At 44.3% G+C, this 18307-nt stretch carries 19 protein-coding genes, 1 pseudogene and 1 riboswitch; of the genes and pseudogenes, 11 read left to right on the top strand and 9 right to left on the bottom strand.

Translation table 11 applies throughout. From position 1 onward, the window contains the following. Window positions 1–222: 222 nt before the first annotated feature. Entirely contained in the window at window positions 223–1284 is a 1062-nt protein-coding gene (gene ansB, locus NHN17_RS14020) for an L-asparaginase 2 (protein ID WP_255043192.1), read from the bottom strand. Between the two features lie 330 nt (window positions 1285–1614). Here ansB and NHN17_RS14015 point away from each other — a divergent pair, with 330 nt between their 5' ends. The 3 genes from NHN17_RS14015 (at window position 1615) to NHN17_RS14005 (ending at window position 3127) form a co-directional block, all read left to right on the top strand. Then, window positions 1615–2097, top strand: coding sequence for a hypothetical protein (locus tag NHN17_RS14015; RefSeq protein ID WP_255043191.1), 483 nt, complete (start codon window positions 1615–1617; stop codon window positions 2095–2097). Next, complete coding sequence (locus NHN17_RS14010) at window positions 2094–2687, top strand: SCO family protein (protein ID WP_255043190.1); 594 nt, start codon at window positions 2094–2096, stop codon at window positions 2685–2687. The genes NHN17_RS14015 and NHN17_RS14010 overlap by 4 nt, the downstream gene beginning before the upstream one ends. Window positions 2688–2863: 176 nt before the next feature. Further along, window positions 2864–3127: an Lpp/OprI family alanine-zipper lipoprotein gene (locus tag NHN17_RS14005; protein WP_036821101.1), complete on the top strand. Its 264-nt coding sequence runs from the start codon at window positions 2864–2866 to the stop codon at window positions 3125–3127. Window positions 3128–3167: 40 nt separating this feature from the next. On the opposite strand, the pseudogene NHN17_RS14000 reads toward NHN17_RS14005, so the two are convergent. Continuing rightward, window positions 3168–3731 (bottom strand): annotated as a pseudogene (locus NHN17_RS14000) (response regulator transcription factor); the annotation flags it as partial. A 778-nt stretch (window positions 3732–4509) separates the two neighbouring features. On the opposite strand from NHN17_RS14000, the gene codB reads away from it, so the two are divergent. After that, on the top strand, window positions 4510–5751 hold the full coding sequence (gene codB, locus NHN17_RS13995) for a cytosine permease (RefSeq protein WP_255043188.1): 1242 nt from the start codon (window positions 4510–4512) through the stop codon (window positions 5749–5751). A gap of 11 nt (window positions 5752–5762) precedes the next feature. Beyond that, entirely contained in the window at window positions 5763–7049 is a 1287-nt protein-coding gene (locus tag NHN17_RS13990) for a cytosine deaminase (RefSeq protein WP_255043187.1), read from the top strand. Between the two features lie 76 nt (window positions 7050–7125). Here the strand turns inward: NHN17_RS13990 and NHN17_RS13985 are convergent, their stop codons facing one another. Next, window positions 7126–8337, bottom strand: coding sequence for a S1 family peptidase (locus tag NHN17_RS13985; protein WP_255043186.1), 1212 nt, complete (start codon window positions 8335–8337; stop codon window positions 7126–7128). 214 nt (window positions 8338–8551) lie between these two features. After that, window positions 8552–9040, bottom strand: coding sequence for a hypothetical protein (locus NHN17_RS13980; protein WP_255043185.1), 489 nt, complete (start codon window positions 9038–9040; stop codon window positions 8552–8554). A gap of 252 nt (window positions 9041–9292) precedes the next feature. On the opposite strand from NHN17_RS13980, the gene NHN17_RS13975 reads away from it, so the two are divergent. From NHN17_RS13975 to tenA, 6 genes are all read left to right on the top strand, one after another. Beyond that, window positions 9293–9865 (top strand): PhnA domain-containing protein, encoded by a 573-nt coding sequence (locus NHN17_RS13975; protein ID WP_255043184.1) that lies wholly within the window; start codon window positions 9293–9295, stop codon window positions 9863–9865. Window positions 9866–10060: 195 nt separating this feature from the next. Continuing rightward, window positions 10061–10159, top strand: a riboswitch (TPP riboswitch). Window positions 10160–10219: 60 nt separating this feature from the next. Next, window positions 10220–11047, top strand: coding sequence for a bifunctional hydroxymethylpyrimidine kinase/phosphomethylpyrimidine kinase (gene thiD, locus NHN17_RS13970; protein ID WP_255043183.1), 828 nt, complete (start codon window positions 10220–10222; stop codon window positions 11045–11047). Window positions 11048–11103: 56 nt separating this feature from the next. Then, window positions 11104–11838: an ABC transporter ATP-binding protein gene (locus tag NHN17_RS13965; protein ID WP_373689565.1), complete on the top strand. Its 735-nt coding sequence runs from the start codon at window positions 11104–11106 to the stop codon at window positions 11836–11838. Continuing rightward, window positions 11831–12667, top strand: a complete 837-nt coding sequence (locus NHN17_RS13960) for an ABC transporter permease (RefSeq protein ID WP_373689564.1) — start codon at window positions 11831–11833, stop codon at window positions 12665–12667. The genes NHN17_RS13965 and NHN17_RS13960 overlap by 8 nt, the downstream gene beginning before the upstream one ends. A gap of 52 nt (window positions 12668–12719) precedes the next feature. Further along, a complete protein-coding gene (locus NHN17_RS13955; protein ID WP_255043180.1) occupies window positions 12720–13679 on the top strand; it encodes an ABC transporter substrate-binding protein in 960 nt (319 codons plus the stop codon). A gap of 31 nt (window positions 13680–13710) precedes the next feature. Continuing rightward, the gene (gene tenA, locus NHN17_RS13950) at window positions 13711–14376 is read left to right on the top strand and encodes a thiaminase II (protein WP_255043179.1); all 666 of its coding nucleotides are present in this window, start codon (window positions 13711–13713) and stop codon (window positions 14374–14376) included. 68 nt (window positions 14377–14444) lie between these two features. On the opposite strand, the gene NHN17_RS13945 is transcribed toward tenA, so the two are convergent. From NHN17_RS13945 to NHN17_RS13925, 5 genes are all read right to left on the bottom strand, one after another. Next, a complete protein-coding gene (locus NHN17_RS13945; RefSeq protein WP_255043178.1) occupies window positions 14445–15089 on the bottom strand; it encodes a YdcF family protein in 645 nt (214 codons plus the stop codon). A 118-nt stretch (window positions 15090–15207) separates the two neighbouring features. Beyond that, a complete protein-coding gene (locus NHN17_RS13940; protein ID WP_255043177.1) occupies window positions 15208–15747 on the bottom strand; it encodes a YaeQ family protein in 540 nt (179 codons plus the stop codon). A gap of 176 nt (window positions 15748–15923) precedes the next feature. Then, window positions 15924–16256, bottom strand: a complete 333-nt coding sequence (locus tag NHN17_RS13935; RefSeq protein ID WP_255043176.1) for a GIY-YIG nuclease family protein — start codon at window positions 16254–16256, stop codon at window positions 15924–15926. Between the two features lie 69 nt (window positions 16257–16325). Next, window positions 16326–16997 carry a YceH family protein gene (locus NHN17_RS13930; protein ID WP_255043175.1) on the bottom strand — a complete coding sequence of 224 codons (672 nt, stop codon included), beginning with the start codon at window positions 16995–16997 and terminating at the stop codon, window positions 16326–16328. A gap of 249 nt (window positions 16998–17246) precedes the next feature. After that, a complete protein-coding gene (locus tag NHN17_RS13925; protein WP_255043174.1) occupies window positions 17247–18194 on the bottom strand; it encodes a GGDEF domain-containing response regulator in 948 nt (315 codons plus the stop codon). Window positions 18195–18307: the final 113 nt, after the last annotated feature.

Genomic DNA, 18307 nt, shown 5'->3' with positions numbered 1-18307 from the left:
GTTCGTCAGATGGTCAACTAACCCCAGAAAGGCCCTTGGGGCTGAGCCGTCCCGAGGATGAATTGATCAACAACGCCGCTCACAATCAGTGTTTGATTACCACTACACCTCTGCGAATTAAAAACGTAAGAAAGCCGCCTATGAAATTGGCGGCTTTGGGGAATTACGACTGTCAACTTGCAATGAGTTTTATCGTTTCTTCATTTGAACACAAGACAGTGATTAGTAGTGTTGGAACATCTTCTGAACGTCTTGATAATCCTGAGTTTGTGTTAACGAAAGCATCAGAAGAATACGGGCTTTCTGAGGGTTCAGTGAACCAGCCGCCACGAACCCATACTTATCGTCGTCCACTTCTGCATCCAGGGTTGTTGAGCCTGAAGGCGTGCGTGAACTACGCACAACCATAGTGCCATCTTTACTTGCCTTCACTAGCTCATCAAAGATGGTGTGGTACATGTTACCGTTACCCACCCCAGCGCTGACGATACCATCATAATTCGCTTCCATCATGGCTTTTACAGGTAACGCTGTTGCATTGGCATAGTTATAAACAATACCCACCTTAGGCAAGCTCTCTACCTTCGACACATCAAAAACGGTTTCTGTGGTATGCATGCGCTCTGGGCTACGCTGGTACTTCACATCACCATTGTGGATGTAACCTAGCGCACCGGTATTAGGTGATTGGAAAGTGTTAACGGCTGTTGTGCTGGTCTTGGTCACGTCACGTGCATCAAATACCGTATCATTCATCGATACTAGTACACCACGACCAGTCGATTCAGGATCCGTCGCTGTTACTACGGCATTGTACAAGTTAACTGGACCATCTGCGCTCATTGCCGTCGAAGGTCGCATTGCACCGACAAGCACAACAGGCTTGTCACTTTTTACAGTAAGATCTAGGAAATATGCTGTTTCTTCCATGGTATCAGTACCATGGGTAATTACGATCCCATCAACATCATCTTTTGCTAATAGCTCATTCACTCGCTTAGAAAGTGTTAGCCACACTTCATCATTCATATCTTGCGAGCCAATGCTAACAACCTGCTCACCAGAAATATCGGCTAGTTTTGTCATCTCTGGCACAGCTTCGATCAATGCTTCAACACCCACCTTGCCAGAAGTATAGTTTGACTCCGTGCTAGATTGACCGGCACCGGCAATAGTGCCACCCGTAGCTAAAATTTGGATGTTTGGTAAGTCACCGGCAAAGCTCACTGAGCTTAAACACATACCCGCTAAGAACATACCTACAGAAACAGCATTCTTCTTCATTACTTATACCTTTTAGTTTTTTATTTCATCATTTAGTCAATGAGTAAGATACTATTCCATATTGATAATACTTTTGCGGCATACATCACTTTTTATAGTATTAAAAAAGTGATCCCAATTGCACATTTTGCGGCTGACCTCAATAAGTTAACTGATTAGCTATACCTTACAAACAGTTGCCAACACCCAGTCACAAGATTAACAACCTTTGACCTATGTAGCCTTTCACAAGCATCACCTCCTCACAAAACTCAACATCCGCCCAATTCAATTAACCAAGATAGTGATAACATTCACAAATACTTGCAATTTAGATAGATGGTACAGACAGTGGCACGCAGCAAACGTTACAAATATGTTCTCCTAGCCTTTCCGGTTTTTTGGGGAAGTTACAGCTTTTTCCACTACGCCTACCCTGCCATCAAGGAAGCAGGGGTTCTGCTATTTACTGGCGCACATGACTCTTCCCCATCTCATTATTGCCCTTTGAGCAATGAAGCTTGTGAAATAGAGGGAAAAAGAATTTCGTTAGATAGAGCAACCATCAAGCCAATGGAAGCAGCTAGAATTCAAGTAGAATGGCCATCGTTACCTTCAGAAATCGATACCGTCGAGTTAACTTTAGAAGGAATGGAAATGATGATGGGGGTATACCGGCAAACTTTACAGCGCCAAACAGATAGCGATCGCTTCTCGGGAGAATTATTATTACCGTTCTGCGTGTCTGATGAAATGACTTGGCAAGGAAAAATCACTGCAACTGCCATTAGCTCTCAACAACCGATTTATATTTCAATAAGGATGATAAAGTGAAATATCAATGGATTATACTCGCATTAGCCTTAACAGCAGGGCTTATCACTAGCGTGATTGTTGATCGCCAATCTCCTGTCGCTCAAACCAGTGAACCTCTCAACCTCCTGAAAAGTGGTAAAGAGAATGTCGATTTGTATGACCCTAACGACCAACGTATCCGGGTTATCTATTTCGGTTACACCCACTGCCCTGACGTATGCCCAACATCGCTTGCAGTGTTATCTGCAGCATTGAAACAGATTGATGATCAACAAATAAACCAGCTCTGGCCTATTTTTATCACCTTAGATCCAGAGCGAGACACGCCAGAAAAGAGTGCGCAATATGCTCAGTACTTCCATAAAAAAATTATAGGAATGACAGGAAATGCAGCTCAAACTAAAGCATTAGCTGAAAAGTATGGTGTTTTATACATGCGGACAGAACTAGAAGGGTCGGCATTAGAATATGCGGTTGATCACAGCTCTTACTTTTATTTCCTTCGTGCTGATGGCACCTTAGTTGAAAAAGTACAGCATACCCTGAACCCGAATATATTAGTCGACGCTATCAACAGAGTTCTAGCAGAAGATAAGGTACCTGTATAAATACTGTATTCCGCGTAAATAAACCCGTCCAGGCGGGTTTTCTCATCTTTGAGAGAAAAAAATATCACTATTTCTTCACTTTAAGCAGCAATTTGCGCAACTTCTGCCATAATGAATTTGCCGACTGGAAATTTAACAAACAGTCTGTAGTGGCAAACAAAGGAGAAGAAAGAAAAATGAACCGTTCATTATCTATCCTTACCGGTATTATTCTGAGTGCAACACTTATCGGTTGTTCTAGCTCAGATGAAGTTGATCAAATGCAGCAACTAACCAATAAAGTTGATATGCTTTCTGATCAGGTAGGCGCATTACAAAGCCAGCAAGATCAAATGGCTGGTGCAGTTAATGATGCTCGTGCAGCATCTGACGCAGCATACCAGGAAGCAATGCGAGCTAACCAGCGTATTGACAATATTGCTAGTTCTTATAGCAAGTAAAACTAAAGAGTGGCGCTTCTCGCGCCACTCTTTATTACCTTCAAGCCCCAACTACTTCAAAGAAGCTATACCCTTTCCCTCTGACCGTCTTTATATGTTGTTTTGGTAACCCTGATTGAACTATTTTACGACGTATGTTTCTTATATGCATGTCAAGGTTTCGATCAAAAGGACTCAATTCTTTCTTTAGTACGGATTTTTGCAGTTCCGCTTTCGAAACCACAAGCCCGTTATGTTTAACAAGATACTCCAACAATTCACTTTCAGCCCCTGTTAATGGTATTCACCTTAGCTGTTCCGTAATGCTAACATCAGTCGCACAATTAGTTCCGCGTTGCTTTTCTAAGCCAACTCGTCGCATTGTTGATTTTATTCTAGCGAGCAACTCGGGGACTTGAAATGGCTTCGCCATATAATGATCTGCCCCAGCTTAAAGACCATCAAGCAATGACAACTCATCACCCAGCGCCGTTTGCATAATAATTGGCGTCGCAAAACGCTGACATATTCTTCGGGCCATCCGCATACCATCTATATTCGGTAACATAACATCCCAAAGCACCAGATCTACCGGCTGGTTATGAAGGTAGGCAAGGCCCTTTTTCCACTTTACTCAAAGTAAAAATCGTAACCCACCTCCCCAATCAAGAACATAATTAGGCTAACACTCACTAAGCGCAACCAAACCTGCCAGACGTCATATTTTATCAAGTAAAAATTGAAATTGAGCTACATCAAAAACCTCTATTTTTCATGACGTTTTTATAGTTTTTTCATGAACCGAGGTATTGACTTTGCCGTAGCCAGCATGGGTATTAGCTCTCAACCATTTCCCACAGAGTTACTCACAAGTTTTGTGGATAATAAAGTTATCCACAACACCCCATGACTTACCGGCTTGAGCACTGGTTAAATAATTTAGTCATGTTAAACATTCCAAAAAACTCATCTTTTCACACAAAAATAAGGATCTAATCTAAAAACCATCAACAAAGCCTTTTTTTCAAAACAAAAAATCAACCAGAAGCATATGGTGCCAATATATAAGCCGAATATAGTTATCAGACTCGAAAGCAATCGTTTTTATATCCAAGCTAAAAACAACAAACCCCAACAAAGTCAACACTTAGAATAGATTTATTATTTGGGTTGATATTTTTCATTTTTAAATCTGAAATATAGCCATAAAAACGTTTTCTATTTTTAGACATATAAAACAAAACAATGTTAAGTATCTGTATTTATAACGAATTAAATAAAACAAACAGAGAAACAACCAAAACAAACAAAAATCAGATTGATACCATCTTTTCTTTTACTAAAATACGCGCCGTTTATCTGGAAATCATAACTATTATTTAAATGACGCTTGAGGTGCTTCAATGGCTGGCGACAACAACTACAGTCTAGGACCTGTGCCGCAGTCGGCACGTAAAGGGATACTTTCACTTACGATGGTGATGCTAGGATTAACCTTCTTTTCAGCCAGTATGTGGACAGGAGGCGCACTGGGAACCGGTCTTTCCTATCACGATTTTTTCCTCGCAGTTCTCATTGGTAACCTCATCCTCGGCATTTACACGTCATTCCTCGGCTACATCGGCGCTTCTTCTGGCCTCTCCACTCACCTCCTTGCTCGATTTTCTTTTGGCTCTAAAGGCTCTTGGCTTCCTTCTATACTTCTTGGCGGGACACAAGTCGGTTGGTTCGGTGTAGGTGTTGCCATGTTTGCTATCCCAGTGCACAAAGCAACTGGCATTGATACCAACCTTCTCATTCTGCTCTCTGGCCTTTTGATGACGGTAACGGTTTACTTTGGTATCGCGGCATTGATGATTCTCTCTGCCATCGCCGTTTCCGCGATAGCCCTGCTTGGTGGCTACTCTGTCTTCGAAGCAGTCGGTAGCACAGGTGGCATAGATGGCCTTAAAGCCATTGCACCTGAAAACCCTATCGAATTCTCAACTGCTTTGGCATTGGTTGTTGGCTCCTTCGTTTCAGCAGGTACATTGACTGCCGATTTTGTCCGCTTTGGTAAAAAGCCAATGGGCGCAGTAATGGTCACCATGACGGCTTTCTTTATCGGTAATTCACTGATGTTTATCTTCGGTGCCGCTGGCGCTGCTGCAACAGGCCAATCAGACATTTCAGAAGTGATGATTGCTCAAGGGTTGCTGATCCCCGCCGTTATTGTGCTTGGCCTAAATATTTGGACCACCAACGATAATGCGCTTTACGCATCGGGCCTTGGGTTCTCAAACGTAACGGGCTTACCGAGTAAGTATCTTTCAATGGCTAACGGCCTAGTTGGTACTCTGTGCGCACTTTGGCTTTACAATAACTTTATTGGTTGGTTAACTTTCTTGTCGGCGGCTATTCCTCCTATTGGCGGGATTATCATTGCAGATTTCTTGAAAAGCCGTCATCGTTACAATGACTTTGCAAATACCGAATTCAAAGCAGTTAACTGGGCCGCAATTTTAGGTGTTGTTATTGGTGTCGCTGCTGGCCATTTCTTGCCAGGCGTAGTACCAATCAACGCGGTACTCGGTGGCGCTATCAGTTACCTTGTTCTCAACCCGGCGCTAAATCGTGAAACTAAAGCTTGTGCAAGCAACGCGTAAGGAAAACGAAGATGCAATCCTCAAATATGCTAATAAAAAACGTCACCATCAAAGGCAAGGAAGGCCTGCATCAGATTCTGATTAACGACGGTAATTTCCACTCAATCAAGCCAATGGATGAGCAGATTGACTTTACTGGCCCAGTCCTTGACGGTGAAGGTGGTATGGCTATTGCGCCGTTCTGTGAGCCTCATATCCATCTAGATACAACCCAAACAGCGGGTGAACCTAGCTGGAACATCTCAGGTACCTTGTTCGAGGGTATTGAGCGCTGGGCTGAACGTAAGTCTATGCTTTCTATCCAGGATGTAAAAACGCGTGCCAAACAGACACTAAAATGGCAAATTGCCAATGGTGTACAGCATGTACGTACTCATGTTGATGTATCAGATCCAACGCTTATCGCACTTAAAGCCATGTTGGAAGTGCGTGAAGAAATGAAAGAATGGGTTGATATTCAAATCGTAGCTTTTCCACAAGAAGGCATTTTGTCCTACCCAAACGGTAAGGAACTATTGGAAGAAGCGGTCAAACTGGGTGCCGATGTTATCGGCGCAATACCGCACTTCGAATTTACCCGTGAGTACGGCGTAGAGTCGCTACATTATGTGTTTGAGCTGGCACGTAAGTACGACCGTCTGATTGATGTTCACTGTGATGAAATCGATGATGAACAATCACGCTTTGTGGAAACCCTTGCCGCATTGGCCCATAAATTCAAAATGGGTGAGAAGGTAACTGCTAGCCACACCACGGCTATGCACTCTTACAACGGTGCTTATGCGTCACGACTGTTCCGCCTGTTGAAAATGTCAGGTATCAACTTTGTCGCAAACCCACTGGTAAACATTCACTTGCAGGGCCGCTTTGATGACTACCCGAAACGTCGCGGTGTGACCCGAGTAAAAGAAATGCTGGCATCAGATATTAACGTCTGCTTTGGTCATGATGATGTTTTTGACCCATGGTATCCACTGGGTACAGCTAACATGATGCAGGTCCTCCATATGGGGCTACACGTTTGCCAAGTCATGGGTTACGACCAAATAAACCAATCTCTGGATTTGATTAGCGCCAACTCTGCCACAACGCTGAATATCCAAAAACGCTACGGTATCGAATTGGGCAATCCGGGGAACTTACTTATCCTTCCTGCCGAAAATGGCTTTGATGCCGTGCGCCGTCAGGTACCTGTTCGTTACTCAGTCAGAGCAGGTAAAGTGATTGCTGAAACACAGCCAGCTATTACCCATATCGAATTAGCTGAAGGTAAAGAGTCTGTCTCATTCCGTCGCTAAGTTTCTAAGCCGCTAAAAGATTTCAGCCACCCTACTGGGTGGCTGATTTGTTTTAGGGTAAATGACTTGTTTTCACCTACTGATAACGTCGTCTAAAATACACAAGCCCTAGCAAGCAGGCTAACCCCAAAATATGTACCGTTCCCCCACCACCCGACGATTCCAGTGCACAGTTATTGGGGCTGATCCCTTCAACATTCGGATTGCAGTCTTTATTAACCTCGTCGTCTTTGCTAGAGCCGTCGGAGTCGGCATCGCCAATAAAGTCGGGGGTTGATACCGGCGTATCAGGTATGGTACCGACAGTTTGTGCTATCCAATCATAATATGTACCGACCCGCGCATAAAAACCCGGCCTTAGGTATGCCCCGCACAGCGGGCTGCCCAGAGGCCCTCCGCTCACCACACCAATTTGCACCCAACGGCCATCGGCACCTTTTGCCAATAACGGGCCTCCGCTATCTCCTTTACACGCGTCCGGTCCGTAACCTTGGGAATTACCATCTTGGTCAAATACAAGATCAGGCGGCAAAGCACAAACCTTAGTCTGGTTGGCAGGGCTGTCTAAGATATAATGAGTGTCGTTGCCTAGCTCTAATCGGTTAAAGCACTCTGTTGTTGGTAAAAAAGAAAGCTTAGCGGCCATCAACGTCTCAGCAATATCAGTTCCGTCTTTATTAGTCGAGCCCCAACCTGATACCAGTACATTTTCAGGTCTTATCGTATCATCCCATTGCTCATCAAGTAGATTCTGAATTTCGCTGGCCGTATCACTCGTTGCCAGCGTTACCGGTGAAATTGCATCACTTGGAAAACGCCCTTTTATCCGAAGCAATGCGATATCATTATCCAGCGCGAGACTAAGCACTTCTATCGAGGTTGAACCATCGCTTTCGATGGTGACTTTCACCTCTGGATCTGGCGAATATTTCGGGTAGACAACAACATGAGTTACCGGATAAAGATGAGCGAGTTCGGTGACCTCGGTGGTGAGACTGCCGACCATTACGGCCAACTGATTAGGAGGCACGACACCGTATTTGCCACTAGCCTGTGGCTGCACGACACAGTGTGCAGCGGTTAATACCCAATTTTCGTTAACAACGCTGCCACCGCAAAAATGAGAAGTATCCTGGGTCGTATTTCTCACCGAAGCCATCCATGAGTAATCCTCACTTGGCTTAACCGGTTTTCCACCGACAACATAACTTGATATATCAGATGCAAAACATCCCCCTGCGACAAACAAAGGAAGCAAAGCTAGTCCTTTAAACCATTGCTTTTTCATTTCAATCAACTCGTGATGTAATTTTATGCTTCTGATAACGCTAACAAAACTAATTCCACAACGTTGATATCAATCATCTCTTTTGCGATGCGTGTAAAGAAACTAATCCGTCATAATGCAACAGCAACATAATAATTTTAGCGATGTTAAAATATTAAAAGCGAGACCGGCTCGCTTTTAATATCACCACTAATAACACAGTAACGTATTCGGCCTACAGACCAATGCTTGAGCAATTTACGCGTTCTATATCAAAATCAGCATAAGTATCACCTAACAGCTCAGCTGCTAGTTTTGGATAAAAACCATTGTCATATGCTGCTTTGACTTCAGCCATATCAATGGTATATAGCTTGATCCCTAGCTTACTGACTTCATCAGGCACACAAACCGTATCACTTCCAGCCCCAAAGCAGACATCACCGCTTGTATCAATGACACCACAACCCGTATCTTCAATATTGATACCAAGTGAACCCAATTTATTGTCCAGATCATCTTCTGAACCCGCCGGAAACTCGTCTGGCAATGTAATCGGGTATTCGTTTTCAATACTATCAATACTGGTGTAACCTTCCGCTCCCCCAACGTCAGCACCTGTAACCGCAAAAACTTCCGCATTTCCCGACACGGTATTGACCACATCGTCATCATCACACCCAATAAGTGCAAAAGCTGAAAGTAAAAAAAGTACCTTCTTCATATATATTCCTATTTTTTCTCAATAACTGCTTGTTTAGGCACTTTAATATTAGTCACAAGCCAATATCACCTATACATTTTCGTTTCATTTTTTTTACATGAATTTTGAATAAGGCTGTTTTTTGAACGTAAGTAAATGAGAGTATTGTGATCTTGATCTTGATTCCTTTCCTTCTCAGAATTAGATGGCATAATAAACAGAATAGTTACCTGTATGGTAGCTAACACCATTACACTTCCTTGGAATATTCCTATGAGCATTGAATCGATCGTTAAAGAGCGCTCTGGCGCTAAATGTGAACTGTGTAGTTCAGAAGACAACCTGAGCGTTTATGAAGTACCTGCGTCTCCTGATCAAACAGCGGGTAGCTGTGTGATGGTATGTGGCACTTGCCGTACAGAAATCGAAGACGCTGAAACCCTGGACCAAAACCACTGGCGTTGTTTAAACGACAGCATGTGGAGCCAAGAGCCCGCTGTTCAGGTAATGGCTTACCGTTTACTGAAGCGCCTTTCTTCAGAGACTTGGGCACAGGATTTGCTCGATATGCTGTACATGGAAGAAGACATGATCGAATGGGCAGAGAAAGGTATCGCACTTGCTGAGCTTGATGCGATTAAAACTGTTGACGTGAACGGTACCGCTCTACAGGCCGGTGACAATGTAACAATCATCAAAGACCTGCCAGTAAAAGGCTCAAACCTTGTGATCAAGCAAGGTACAGCTGTACGTGGTATCCGCCTGACTGACAACCCTTTACATGTTTCAGGTAAAGCGGCGGGCACCAATATGGTTATTATTGCTGCATATTGTAAAAAAATGTAATTAAACTGGCAGCCACGCTGTGGCTGCCAGTTCATTCCTCTGCTGTATTTTCTTCATCCATCACCTCATTTTATTCCTAACATGTTTGCCCTATAGGAAAAAACATGTTTAGATTAGCCACATATTCAGGCATATAAGCCGAAAAGCAGTTTTTTAAAGGCCAATATTTCTCTTTAGGCCAACAAGTAAAATTTTGTTCGTTAGTCGGGGAGCGCCGAGCGCTGAGACCACGTAGTGGGACCCGTTGAACCTGATCCATTTAATAATGGCGTAGGGAACTAGCTGCACTGCCCCTTTTCGCACCCTTTCAGGTACGATGGCATTAGCTACCTTACGTCTTTGATAGAGGTAACTATGTCAATTCCATCAAATACCCCAATTACTCTTACCATTGCTGGTTCAGATAGCGGCGGCGGTGCTGGCATCCAAGCCGACATTAAAGCTATCTCTGCAACTGGCGGCTATGCCTGTTCGGTAATCACAGCCTTAACGGCACAAAATACCCAAGGTGTCACTGGCATTCTTGGTATTGATCCTAGTTTTGTCGAACAACAACTGGATACTGTATTTTCAGATCTTGACGTTAAAGCCGTTAAAATTGGTATGCTGAGCGATGCCAATATCATCCGCATGGTGGCAAAAAAGCTGCGTCAATACCAACCTAAGTTTTTGGTTATTGACCCAGTAATGGTGGCGACTAGTGGTGACCTGCTGCTTGAGCAAGACGCCATCTCAACACTCAAATCAGAGCTACTTCCCCTTGCAGAAGTGATTACACCAAACCTCCCTGAAGCAGCAGCTCTTATTGGCTCTGCGCTTCCGGAAACCGAGCAGCAAATGTCTGACATGATTTCAGCACTGCGAGCTATCGGTGCCCGCTCAACCCTTCTCAAAGGTGGCCACCTAGAAAAAGATGACTTCAGTACCGATTTACTCATCCTCGAAAATGACGTTATTCGCATGAGCACACCACGAATAGCAACCCGAAATACCCACGGTACTGGGTGTACACTCTCGGCGGCTACGGCTTCCTTCCTTGCCCAAAAATACCCGCTAGAAGACGCAGTTCGACATGCCAAGAGCTATATCACTAAGGCTATCAAGCATGCAGATGAGCTACAAATTGGTTCAGGACACGGACCGGTAAACCATTTCTTTGCAGGCCATTTCAAACCTGAATAAGCATGGAAGCTAAACAAATAATGAATAACACTCTCGCCACTGACAAAGCAGTAGGGATGACAGTCAATGTTGAGCGGCTAACGCTTCGCTATAACGATGCAGAGCACCCACTGTTCAAACAGCTCGATGTTACGCTACCAGCAGGAAAATGGACCTGCCTGCTTGGTAAAAGTGGCTGTGGTAAAACCACCCTGCTTCGCCACCTTGCTGGTTTACTAGAAGATAATGTGACTTGGAATGGCAGTATCACTACCAGCAATACATTGCCACTTGATGGTAATCTTGCCTACATGGCACAGCAAGACCTGCTCTTGCCTTGGCTAAATGTCATCGACAATGTGTGCTTAAGTACACGCTTTGGTTCGTCAAAAAAAACCGATAAACAAAAGGCGGCGACACTACTCGAGGCAGTCGGCCTCGCGGATAAGTTAGATGCTATGCCTAACCAACTGTCCGGGGGGATGCGTCAGCGTGTGGCTCTTGCTCGTACATTGATGCAAGACAAACCCTTGGTGCTAATGGATGAGCCTTTCTCAGCATTAGACGCAGTTACGCGCCATAAATTACAGTCATTATCTGCAACCCTGCTTGCAGATAAGACAGTCTTATTAATCACCCATGATCCCCAAGAGGCGCTTCGTCTTGGTCATCACATTTATATGATGACAGGTATTCCAGCATCAATTAAACCATTACCCGTTCCACTGAATACTCCACCTCGGCAATTCGATGGTGAGCTCGCAGCTCTCCAGCAAGGGATCATCAATGAACTGGAGAGTGATTATGTCTGATCAATCCATCTCGTCCAAGTTGCAGAACCCCTTACTGGAGCAACAAGCCGCGAGTCAAAAAGCGAGTAAAGGCATTCAGTCTCTTGTCGCGCAGCAAATATCACGCTTCATTATTAGCGTTGCGATCATCATGGGGTTATGGCAAACCAGCGTCGTCATTTTTGAGCTTCCCGCTTTTATCCTGCCGGGCCCTGTTGCCGTCTTCACCAAGCTCATCGAGCGTGCTGATGTTCTTTGGCACCATACGTTAGTTACAGGGACCGAAGTACTTTTTGGTCTTCTTTTGGGTCTAGCGATGGGATTATTTTTCGCCCTACAAATGCTTGTCTTCGAGCCTTTAAGACGCTGGCTATTACCGATATTGATCACCAGCCAAGCAATACCCGTTTTTGCCATTGCTCCTATTTTGATGCTTTGGCTAGGTTATGGCATAGCATCCAAAATTGTCATGGCCGCCCTGATCATCTTTTTTCCCGTCACCACATGTTGTTATGACGGCCTTCGTCACACACCTAAGGGCTACCTTGACTTGGCTACCACCATGGGGGCAACGCCTTGGCAACAGCTATGGCATGTTCGCCTGCCTGCCGCCTTACCCGCTTTAGCATCGGGAATACGCGTTGCTGTCGTTGTCGCACCTATCGGTGCGGTAATAGGTGAGTGGGTAGGATCTAGTGAAGGACTGGGATATTTGATGCTACAAGCCAATGCTCGAATGTTTGTTGATGAGATGTTCGCGGCTTTGTTTATCTTGGCATTTTTCTCAATCAGCCTGTACTTCATGACCGACCTTTTATTAAAAAAAGCCATTCCATGGCAAAACCAATAGTTAGCACCTACAAAAACGGAATGCTTTCTTCGTTCACCAACAAGGAAATAGAATGAAATCCAATTTGTTTAAAGCGGGTAAACCGCAACTTATTGCTGCTGCAGCGTTAATGATCGCATCTTTTAGCGCTTCTGCTGAAGAGAAAGTGACTCTAATGCTGGACTGGTTCGTTAACCCAAATCATGGCCCGATTATTCTTGCAAAAGAGAAAGGCTGGTTTGCTGAGCAAGGGCTGGAAGTGCAAATTCAAGAGCCCGCGGACCCAAGCGTCCCGGACAAGTTAGTTGCAGCTGGTCGTATCGATCTTGCTGTTTCATACCAAAGTACACTGATTTCCAGTATTGCGGCTGATCTACCTCTCGTCCGTTCAGCAACCTTAATTTCAGGTCCATTGAACTCATTGATTGTTCTAGATAAGTCAGGCATTAAATCAATGGCTGATCTGAAAGGAAAGAATATAGGAGTTGCTATTGGCGGGAATGAAGACGCGACTATCGGTACGATGCTGCGCTCTGAAGGCGTTGATATGAACAGCGTAAAGATTATCAACGTCGGCTGGGCGCTATCTTCTTCGCTGGCCTCTGGAAAAGTGGACGCCATTTGGGGTGGACTACGTAACTTTGAACTTAACCAACTGGCTATCGAAGGCTATGACGCAACAGCTTTCTACCCAGAAGAACATGGCGTGCCTCCTTATGATGAGCTTATTTTTGTTGCCAACAAGCATAATTACAACCCAGAAACCATTAACAAGTTCAACACTGCAATCGAAAAAGCCACGGTCTACCTAATCAACCACCCAGAGCGAGCGTGGGAAGAGTTCGCTGCCTACTCACCAGATACGTTAAATAACGAACTAAACCGCCGAGCTTGGGAAGATACATTAACCCGCTTTGCCCTACGCCCTGGTGCCGTAGAGCTAAAACGCTATGACGAATATGCTGAGTTTATGAAGCAGTATGACATCATTAAAACGCTGCCAAAAGCCCAAGACTACGTGCTGACATTTTAAGCATTACCTATTTAAGCTTTAAGGAAACATCATGAACTATCAAGATCTGATCAGCTACTGCCAGCAAGACTGGAATGATTATACCGAGCATGATTTCGTTAACCAATTGGCGATGTCATCGCTAAACAAGCATGCTTATTTGCACTACCTCAAGCAAGATTTTCTGTTCCTAAAACACTATGCCCGCGCTTATGCTTTAGCTATTTTTAAATCTACAACCCTTGAAGAAATGCGCGAGCCCTTGCCAAGCCTTACCGCACTTCTAGAAACTGAGATGTCACACCATGTTGAGTATTGCTCTACATGGGGGTTGACCGAAGCGGATATGGAGGGAGAGCCTGAGGATTTCGGTACTGTCAGCTATACACGCTATGTATTGGATACAGGGATGGCCGGTGACCGTACCGACTTATTCGTTGCACTGGCACCTTGTGCGATAGGTTATGCCGTAATAGGCAAGCGTCTTGCGAACTGGCAACAAACAGTCCTAGAAGGCAACCCATACCGAAGCTGGGTTGAGTTGTATAGTGGTGAGGATTACCAAAACAGCGTTGACGAAACTATTCGTCGGTTAAACAAGATGCTTAAAGAAGTCCCACTTCACAGCCAACGTGGGCAACGTTTGTGTGAAATATTCAAAACGGCTACTCGTATGGAGGTTGCCTTCTGGCAGCAAGGCATGAATGCCGCAAAATAAATAATATAATGATAAGCCCTGCTGTAGGCAGGGCTTGCACACCATTATTCAACGGTTATATTAAAAGCTTAAGCCAACAAATGGTCCTTAAAGCCTAGTTCGATTAACTGTTCAAAGGCTTGCCAGACCTCATCTGGGATTTCCTGCTCTACAGAATATCCATAGCTCGGGTAAACTTTTATCCGCTGTAAATCACCCAACATGACATTAATTATATCGCTGTACGACAATGCCTCGTTTGGGTATTCATCAAAATCAATATTCGGAGAAGATACTGCTACCTTTTTGCCCGGCCAGTTCTGCTGAAAAGTTGCATAGGCGCGTCTTTCCATAAATGGCTTTTGGACAAGAATCAGACTTTCTGGGTTTAAGCCCTTCATTTCAAGCAATTCACGAGTAAACTGAATATTCTCACCGGTATTTGTCGATTGAGGCTCAAGCAAGATCGCTTGCTCTGGTACACCCATATCCAACGCCAATTCAGCAAATGCTTCGGCTTCAGAACCTTTATACATGCCTCGCGTTAACTCACCTTCGCCGCCAGAAAATACGATGTATGGAGCGAAACCATCAAGAAACAATCTTGCCGCATGTTCTGCCACTCGAATATCGTTACTACACAACACAAAGATACAATCACTAGGGACGAGAGTGTGGTTTAAGTGATGATAGTTCCACACTGTTGTTGCTAAAGCATGCACACTTGATGGCATTCCAATACTCCTTATTGCTAAAAGGCGAAAAGCTGCCTGATAAACAAGCAGCAAGTAAGGATATCATGAAGAGGTTGGATGACTATTGAGTGACAATCAACGTTGCGAATCCATTGAGTTAGCGTAGCCACCACTCAGGAATAAGGGTACAGCTCTTATCACCCAGCATCAGCCATCCTTGATCAGCTTCGATCGTTAATTGAAGGTTCATTGAACGTTCAACCATAGACTCGAGTTCTGCGAGGGTCTCATCATTGAAGAAAACCACTGAGATATTGCCGTATTGGCTAATTTTTGCTTGATGCTGTTTCCACCACACAGGAGCAGCGTTATCACCGTATGCAACAATGATAACTTTATCCGACTTATGAGCGGCTTTCTTCAGTCGCTTCTCGTCGGGCAACCCCAGGTCAATCCAAAGCTCGATATCATCAGTCAGGCTTTTCTTCCATAATGCTGGCTCGTCCGCCTCACAGAGTCCTTTCGTATACTGCAAATCCTCATCAGCATTGAAGCCCCATGCAACCAGGCGAAGCATCAGGCGTTGCAGCGTTTCTGATGGATGGCACGCCAGTGTATGTTGTTTATCGATGTACACATGACGGTCAAGATCCGCAACGTTAAACTGAGCTTTGTAGATAGTGGCTTTAAGTGCCATAAGAATATCCTGGGAAAATATAAAAATAATACAAAATGATATGCGCAGTGTAGATTGAACAAAGAGAAGGTTCAATTTCAATTAACTAGCAAGCGCTAAAAAAACAATTTATAGGTAATTAAAAGATAAAATATAACAATTAATGAACATTTTTACGTTCTTTTAACTGCCTTGGTTCATTTTTCAACCAAATTAAATACACTAAAACAGCCTGCAACAATTTGTTCCTTGGTACGCTTAGGCAACCGTTTGATGCGATATTCAAGCTGCATTGCTAACCGTTTATCACCCACACATTCAGACCAAGATAATTGTAATGGTCCCTTCCCTTTTAAGAATTTGGCCCCCCGCTTGGAAGACTGGTGCTCATTAAACCGCCTTTCGACATCTGTTGTGACACCACAATACAATTGATTTGCTGCCGTCCTAATCAAATAGACCGACCATTTCCCAACTTTATTCGATTCAGTCTCGATCTCTTTTGGCTGATCGTGCTGAGTGCCAGTCATGTTTTTGTTTACCCTTACAAAAAAGCCCAGCGATTGCTGGGCTGAAGTTAAGCCGTTGCTATTGAACACTCATGATGTCAAAGATTCAAGCAGCTCTTTCAATTCTTGTAGTTCTTTTTTAAGCTCTACCACCTCACCTTCCAATGCCGCCAAACGCTCTGAGGTTGGCGAAGAAGGGGCTCCTGAAGCAAATGCCTGGCTTTGCTGCTGCAGAGCTTCGATATCGACCTCACCACTAAGCAAGTGCATATAACGAAAGTCGCGTTTCCCCGGCTCTTTCGGCAACTTCACAACAAATGGCCCTTTAGGGTGTTCTGACAGTTTATCGAGTACTGACTCAACTTCCTTCACATCAGAAAAGCTGCAAAGTCGATTAGTACGTGTACGTAGTTCGCCCGGCGACTGAGCACCGCGCAGCAACATTACACAAATAATCGCTTTTTCTTGTTGGCTAAACTGGAAAGTACTGAACTCTGTGTTACAGAAACGATGCTGGTATTTTGCAACCCGACTCCCCGTTCCTGCGGTAACTTCTTGAATAAATCGCTTGGCTTTTAATGCTTCTATCGTATCTTGCACCGTGGCGTCATCTAGCGACATCACTGGTTCACGGTTACTCTTTTGATTACAAGCTGTCGTCAATGCATTCAGTGTTAATGGGTACTGATCAGGTGTGGTCACCTCTTTTTCAAGCATGCAACCTAACACGCGTGCTTCTGTCTGCGAAAAGCAAATATCCATGATCTTCCCTCACCTTTTTCTTCTTTACAATACAAATTCCATTGAGCATAGACGATATCAAAGCGGTATCTGCACAAAGGATTCACTGCTACCCAAGAGAATATATACTGCTTAACAGCAGATTATCATTGCGGTTAGTTACAGCAAGCAGTGAAAAGGGTATTTGGCTGTAAAACAGCCAAATACCCCATGATAAAGTGCAAAGTGTTAAGTAGCTCAAAGAATAAGGGTGGACGAGGGTATCAAGCCCTAAGTAAATTCAGCAGCAACAAATCGGTTACGTCCTTGCTCCTTGGCTTTGTAAAGCACACGGTCAACTATTTGGTACATGTTCTCCACTGTCTCTAAACCAGTTGGTACCCAAGACACCATCCCTTGGCTGACGGTAACAATTTCAGCCGTAGTCGATTTGGAATGGGGAATTTCAAGTTTCTGTATACACTCTTTAAGTCGCTCGCACTCACGAACCGCACGTGTTTTGTCACAGTTACTTATGGCGATCACGAATTCTTCACCGCCGTAACGGGCCGCAAGTTCGCCGGCTCGACTGAAGTTCTTCTTAAGCTCAGATGAAACAGCTTGCAAGCATCGGTCACCTTCAAGGTGCCCATAATGATCATTAAATAGTTTAAAGTGATCGACATCCAACATGATTAGGGTAAACGGGAAGTTATTACGGCCATGCCAAGAGATAAACTCAGCAAGTTTTGTATCGAGGTAGCGACGGTTCGCCAGTTTTGTCAGGCCATCTTCATTCACCTGTTGTGAGAGCCTTTCATTGGCTTGCTCTAGGCTTTTTGTTGTATCTTTTAGTTGATGACGCATATGAGCAATTCGCTGCATCGCTTTTAGTTTTGCAGCCAGTACAATTTTATTTACCGGTTTCACAATGTAATCATCACCGCCCATGTCAATGGCCTTGGCAATCATCTCCGGCTCGTCGTGACCGCTAAGGAAGATAATCGGCACCCATTCAGGGTGCTGGATTCTTATTTGCTCAGCAACCTCAGTACCACTCATATCCGGCATACTGACATCGAGCAAAAGCAAATCAGGATCAAACAGCGGATATTTTTCGATGGCCTCATGACCGGAGGCGACGGCTTCGACTACGTGCCCCAATCGCTGTAGCCGCATAGCCAGTTGCATTCTTTCTAGATGCACATCATCAACCAGTAATATCCGCATCGCTTCCATTTAAGCATCCTATTGATATTTTGACTATTCCTTAAACTATTTATAGCACAGATTAACTCGCCTTTTCCCTATCTTCGATAACTTTGTACAACATGTTAGACAATCATCAGCGC

The organism is Photobacterium pectinilyticum (genome assembly GCF_024357955.1).
Classification (GTDB): domain Bacteria; phylum Pseudomonadota; class Gammaproteobacteria; order Enterobacterales; family Vibrionaceae; genus Photobacterium; species Photobacterium pectinilyticum.
Note: the sequence above shows the minus strand (reverse complement) of the source record. Positions and strands in the feature narration are given on the sequence as shown.

What these genes read in the sequence shown, in the direction of transcription:
- ansB (WP_255043192.1), bottom strand. Translation starts at nt 1,284, where the DNA reads ATGAAGAAGAATGCTGTTTCTGTAGGTATGTTCTTAGCGGGTATGTGT.
- NHN17_RS14005 (WP_036821101.1), top strand. Translation starts at nt 2,864, where the DNA reads ATGAACCGTTCATTATCTATCCTTACCGGTATTATTCTGAGTGCAACA.
- codB (WP_255043188.1), top strand. Translation starts at nt 4,510, where the DNA reads ATGGCTGGCGACAACAACTACAGTCTAGGACCTGTGCCGCAGTCGGCA.
- NHN17_RS13990 (WP_255043187.1), top strand. Translation starts at nt 5,763, where the DNA reads ATGCAATCCTCAAATATGCTAATAAAAAACGTCACCATCAAAGGCAAG.
- NHN17_RS13985 (WP_255043186.1), bottom strand. Translation starts at nt 8,337, where the DNA reads ATGAAAAAGCAATGGTTTAAAGGACTAGCTTTGCTTCCTTTGTTTGTC.
- NHN17_RS13980 (WP_255043185.1), bottom strand. Translation starts at nt 9,040, where the DNA reads ATGAAGAAGGTACTTTTTTTACTTTCAGCTTTTGCACTTATTGGGTGT.
- NHN17_RS13975 (WP_255043184.1), top strand. Translation starts at nt 9,293, where the DNA reads ATGAGCATTGAATCGATCGTTAAAGAGCGCTCTGGCGCTAAATGTGAA.
- thiD (WP_255043183.1), top strand. Translation starts at nt 10,220, where the DNA reads ATGTCAATTCCATCAAATACCCCAATTACTCTTACCATTGCTGGTTCA.
- NHN17_RS13965 (WP_373689565.1), top strand. Translation starts at nt 11,104, where the DNA reads ATGACAGTCAATGTTGAGCGGCTAACGCTTCGCTATAACGATGCAGAG.
- NHN17_RS13960 (WP_373689564.1), top strand. Translation starts at nt 11,831, where the DNA reads ATGTCTGATCAATCCATCTCGTCCAAGTTGCAGAACCCCTTACTGGAG.
- NHN17_RS13955 (WP_255043180.1), top strand. Translation starts at nt 12,720, where the DNA reads ATGAAATCCAATTTGTTTAAAGCGGGTAAACCGCAACTTATTGCTGCT.
- tenA (WP_255043179.1), top strand. Translation starts at nt 13,711, where the DNA reads ATGAACTATCAAGATCTGATCAGCTACTGCCAGCAAGACTGGAATGAT.
- NHN17_RS13945 (WP_255043178.1), bottom strand. Translation starts at nt 15,089, where the DNA reads ATGCCATCAAGTGTGCATGCTTTAGCAACAACAGTGTGGAACTATCAT.
- NHN17_RS13940 (WP_255043177.1), bottom strand. Translation starts at nt 15,747, where the DNA reads ATGGCACTTAAAGCCACTATCTACAAAGCTCAGTTTAACGTTGCGGAT.
- NHN17_RS13935 (WP_255043176.1), bottom strand. Translation starts at nt 16,256, where the DNA reads ATGACTGGCACTCAGCACGATCAGCCAAAAGAGATCGAGACTGAATCG.
- NHN17_RS13930 (WP_255043175.1), bottom strand. Translation starts at nt 16,997, where the DNA reads ATGGATATTTGCTTTTCGCAGACAGAAGCACGCGTGTTAGGTTGCATG.
- NHN17_RS13925 (WP_255043174.1), bottom strand. Translation starts at nt 18,194, where the DNA reads ATGGAAGCGATGCGGATATTACTGGTTGATGATGTGCATCTAGAAAGA.